Raw genomic sequence first — 4,583 nt, forward strand, 5'->3', positions numbered from 1 at the left:
CCCATACGAACAGAAACGTCGCTGGAAATTTCTGCTGCTGGCTTTTGCAACGATAATAGCCGCTGCATCCTTATGGTACAGCTATTACCTTGTGAAGAACATCTCACTTTCTGAGAGAACAAGAGCAGAGGTATGGGCAATGAGCACAAAGAAGATTGTAGAAATTGAAGACACAAACGATGAATTTCTGACCTATATTTATTCAGTGCGCGACAGTCTGACAATGCCGGCTATCCTTACAGACGAAAGGGACAGCATTATTTACTGGAAAGGGCTCGACAGCACAAAGACGATCATCCCTCAGGAAGCTACTGCCGGAATAGAATCGCCTGTATTCAACAGGAAAACTTATGATCCGGCTTATTTTCGGATGCAGCTGGAAGAGATGAAATCGCAGCACCTCCCCATTGTTATTACGAAAGCAAACGGCGACAAATGGTTTGTCTATTACAAGGATTCTTTACTGCTTACCCAGTTAAGAGTGTTCCCGTATATCCAGTTAACGGTAATAGCTATTTTTCTTCTTGTTGCCTATATGGTATTCAGTTCATCCAGACGCTCAGAGCAAAATCTGGTTTGGGTAGGTCTTGCAAAGGAAACTGCCCACCAGCTCGGAACTCCTATTTCGGCTCTGATGGCGTGGACTGAACTTCTTAAGGAAAAATTCAACGCCGATGACGACCCTCTAATACTTGAAATGGAAAACGATGTTAAACGGCTTGAAAGGGTTGCAGACCGGTTCTCCAAAATTGGATCCAAGGCAGTTCTGCAAAGTTCTGTCGTATACAGCGTAGTGAAAGAATACGTAAACTATTTCAAGATCCGGACGAGCGATAAAATTACCTTCTCTGTTTCAGGAGACACTGAAGTAGAAGCGATGATGAATGCACCTCTTTTCGACTGGGTGATTGAGAACCTGCTGAAAAATGCGGTGAATGCAATAGAAGGGGAAGGAAAAATAGAGGTCTCCATAATTGAAAACCTGGTAAAAGAGCAGGTTTTCATCGATGTCACCGATACCGGGAAAGGCATTCCGCGCCTTAAGTTTGAAACGATATTCCAGCCCGGATACACCACCAGAAAGCGGGGTTGGGGATTGGGCTTGTCACTGACACGCAGGATTATTGAAAATTATCATAACGGACAGATCTTTGTGAAAGAGTCGGAACCAGGGAAAGGAACCACCATGAGGATCATCCTGAAAAGCAGTACAACTTATGAACCGGCCACAACCTGAAGAATACGCTCCCGTTTACAGTAATTACATTGACTCAGTGACAGACAATGTAATAGATCAGCTTGCCCGTCAGGCAAGAGAGCTGCCTGCATTCCTTGAATCCATACCTGATGAAAAAGCCGCTCACGCATATGCTCCGGGGAAATGGACTGTAAAGGAACTCCTTGGTCACCTGATAGACACAGAAAGGATCATGACTTACCGTGCGCTCTGCATTGCAAGGGGAGAAACAATCTCCCTGCCGGGATACGATGAGAACGCCTATGTGGAAAACTCCGGCTACAAAAGTCAGGATTTCCGCAAACTAATCGCAGAGTTCCGCGTTCTACGGGAGGCGAACCTTTATTTATTCCGGTCATTCGGAGAAGAAGAATTGTCAAAAACAGGCACAGCTAATAATTACAATATCAGTGTACGCGCCTTATTATTTATAATTGCAGGACATATAAATCATCATCGGAAAATCATAACTGAGCGATATTTGTAATTCAGAACGCAAAACCAGAGTGATTTTCTTTTTTTTATGAAGTTATGGTTAGATTTGCCATCCCAAAAAACACATTATTGACAAATGAGTTCAATTGAAATTACCAAAGATACCTACCTGTACTGGTATGAATCCATGCTGTTGATGCGTAAGTTCGAAGAAAAATCAGGACAACTTTATGGTCAGCAGAAAATTAGAGGTTTTTGTCACTTATACATCGGACAGGAAGCCGTTGTAGCAGGAACAATGTCCGTGCTTAAGCCAGAAGATTCAATGATCACAGCTTACCGCGACCATGCTCATGCTATTGCAAAGGGCATGACCCCGAACGAGGTTATGGCAGAATTATATGGTAAAGCCACAGGTTGCTCCAAAGGAAAAGGCGGTTCCATGCACATGTTCAGCAAAGAGCATAAGTTCTTCGGCGGACATGGAATTGTTGGAGGCCAGATCCCCTTGGGTGCTGGTATTGCTTTTGCAGAGAAGTACATGGGCACCGACAATGTTTGCGTGTGTTACATGGGCGACGGAGCTGTAAGGCAGGGTGCATTGAACGAAACGTTCAACATGGCCATGATCTGGAAGCTGCCTGTTATATTCGTTTGCGAAAACAACGGTTATGCAATGGGAACATCTGTTGCAAGAACAACTAACATGGAGGACATCTACAAAATAGGCCTTGGCTTTGATATGCCGTCAGAGCCTGTTGACGGAATGGATCCAGTAGCTGTTCATAATGCAATGGACGCAGCTGTTCAGCGTGCACGTACCGGTGAAGGCCCGTCTTTCCTTGAAGTTCGTACTTACCGTTACAAGGGGCACTCGATGTCAGACCCTGCAAAATACCGTACAAAGGATGAGCTCGAAAGATATAAAGCAAAAGACCCCATCGGAGTGGTTAAACATGCTATCGTTCAGAACAGCTATGCTGACGAAGCCTGGTTCGAGGAAATTGATAAAAAAGTGAAAGCTATTGTAGATGAGTCGGTAAAATTTGCTGAAGAGTCACCATGGCCTGATCCTTCTGAACTGTATAAAGATGTATACGTACAGGAAGACTATCCTTTTATTAGAAGCTAATTAATTTGTCAGACAAAAACCGTATATAAAATGGCTGAAGTAGTTCGCATGCCTAAAATGAGCGACACCATGACTGAAGGGGTGATCGCGAAATGGCACAAGAAAGTCGGTGATAAAATAAGCTCAGGCGACCTGATCGCTGAAGTGGAAACCGACAAGGCAACAATGGATTTTGAATCATACCAGGAAGGTACAATTTTGTATATCGGAGCTGAAGAAGGCTCTACTGTTCCTGTTGATTCTGTTATTGCTGTACTGGGTGAAGAAGGTGAAGATTATAAAGCTGCTCTTAATGGAGAAGGCTCCGCTGGCAAGACAGAAGCCACAGAAACAGCAGATAAACCGGAAGCAAAAACAGCTGATGCAGATAGTTCTTCCGGAGATACGGCTGCGGTAGATCCCGAATCACTTGGTGCTACTGTTATCCGCATGCCGTTATTAAGCGATACCATGACTGAAGGGGTAATCGCAGAATGGCATAAAAAAGTTGGCGACCAGGTAAAAAGTGATGATACGCTTGCTGATGTCGAAACAGACAAAGCAACAATGGACGTCACAGCCTATGCAGAAGGGACACTGCTTTACATTGGTGTAGAGAAAGGCCAGGCAGCCAAGGTGAACGATATTATCGCAATTGTCGGTAAAGAAGGAACCGATGTTACTCCTTTGCTTAAGGGAGGCGCCGCACCTGCAAAAGAAGAAGCAAAGAAGGAAGACGAACCGAAAGCTGCTGCTCAGCCAGCACAGACTGAGACTACAGCAGAAAAAAGCTCAGACTCTGATTCCCGCGTAAAGGCCTCTCCTCTTGCAAAGAAAATTGCAAAAGATAAGGGAATTGATCTTTCCGATGTCAAAGGCAGCGCAGAAGGCGGACGTATCGTAAAGAAAGATATCGAAAACTATACTCCTGCTGCGAAACCAGCTGCTGCTCCTGAGGCTCAGGCTGCAAAAGAAGGAAAGAAAGACGCTCCGGCTGTTACTATCCCTCAGTATATCGGCGAAGAGAAATATACTGAAAAACCAGTAACACAGATGCGTAAAACCATCGCCAAGAGATTATCGGAAAGCTTATTCACAGCCCCCCACATCTATATCACTATGAGTATTGATATGGATAGTGCAATCTCTGCAAGAGCAAAAATGAATGAGTTTGCTCCGGTGAAGATTTCCTTTAACGACATGGTGATTAAAGCTGTTGCTGTTGCATTAAAACAACATCCGGGAGTAAATTCTTCATGGAGAGGCGACAAGATCCGTGTGAACGAGCATGTGAATGTAGGTGTTGCTGTAGCAGTTGACGAAGGGCTTCTTGTTCCGGTAGTTCGCTTCGCCGATGGCAAAACGTTATCTCACATCTCTGTTGAAGTGAAAGACTTCGCACAGAAAGCCAAAAATAAAAAATTACAGCCGTCAGACTGGGAAGGCTCTACCTTCACAGTATCGAATCTCGGTATGTTCGGAGTAGATGAGTTTTCAGCTATTATCAACCCGCCCGATGCCTGTATCCTTGCTGTCGGAGGCATCCAGCAAGTACCCGTTGTTAAAAACGGAGCTGTAGTGCCCGGAAACGTAATGAAAGTTACTTTAAGCGCCGACCACCGCGTAGTGGACGGAGCGATGGGAGCTTCATTCCTCCAGACTTTCAAAGCATTATTGGAAGAACCAGTAAGATTGCTTGTATAAGTTATCAGGAACTGGCTGTTGAAGCTGTTTAATAACTATAAACAAGAGAGGCTGTATCAGATGATACAGCCTCTCTTGTTTAAATAGCTAATTTAA

4 protein-coding genes are annotated in these 4,583 nt (G+C 44.4%); all 4 read left to right on the top strand.

Features of this window, described 5'->3' with window-relative positions; all coding sequences use genetic code 11:
* Positions 1-1,237, top strand: a 1,237-nt coding sequence (locus DDR33_RS01115) for a sensor histidine kinase (RefSeq protein WP_238387614.1), incomplete at its 5' end; no start/stop codon positions are given.
* Positions 1,218-1,724, top strand: coding sequence for a DinB family protein (locus DDR33_RS01120; protein WP_109413916.1), 507 nt, complete (start codon positions 1,218-1,220; stop codon positions 1,722-1,724). The genes DDR33_RS01115 and DDR33_RS01120, both read left to right, overlap by 20 nt.
* A gap of 84 nt (positions 1,725-1,808) precedes the next feature.
* On the top strand, positions 1,809-2,804 hold the full coding sequence (gene pdhA / locus DDR33_RS01125) for a pyruvate dehydrogenase (acetyl-transferring) E1 component subunit alpha (protein ID WP_109413917.1): 996 nt from the start codon (positions 1,809-1,811) through the stop codon (positions 2,802-2,804).
* 30 nt (positions 2,805-2,834) lie between these two features.
* Positions 2,835-4,487, top strand: coding sequence for a pyruvate dehydrogenase complex dihydrolipoamide acetyltransferase (locus DDR33_RS01130; protein ID WP_109413918.1), 1,653 nt, complete (start codon positions 2,835-2,837; stop codon positions 4,485-4,487).
* Positions 4,488-4,583: the final 96 nt, after the last annotated feature.

The organism is Pararcticibacter amylolyticus (genome assembly GCF_003130405.1).
Lineage (GTDB): Bacteria > Bacteroidota > Bacteroidia > Sphingobacteriales > Sphingobacteriaceae > Arcticibacter > Arcticibacter amylolyticus.

What these genes read in the sequence shown, in the direction of transcription:
- pdhA (WP_109413917.1), top strand. Translation starts at nt 1,809, where the DNA reads ATGAGTTCAATTGAAATTACCAAAGATACCTACCTGTACTGGTATGAA.
- DDR33_RS01130 (WP_109413918.1), top strand. Translation starts at nt 2,835, where the DNA reads ATGGCTGAAGTAGTTCGCATGCCTAAAATGAGCGACACCATGACTGAA.
- DDR33_RS01120 (WP_109413916.1), top strand. Translation starts at nt 1,218, where the DNA reads ATGAACCGGCCACAACCTGAAGAATACGCTCCCGTTTACAGTAATTAC.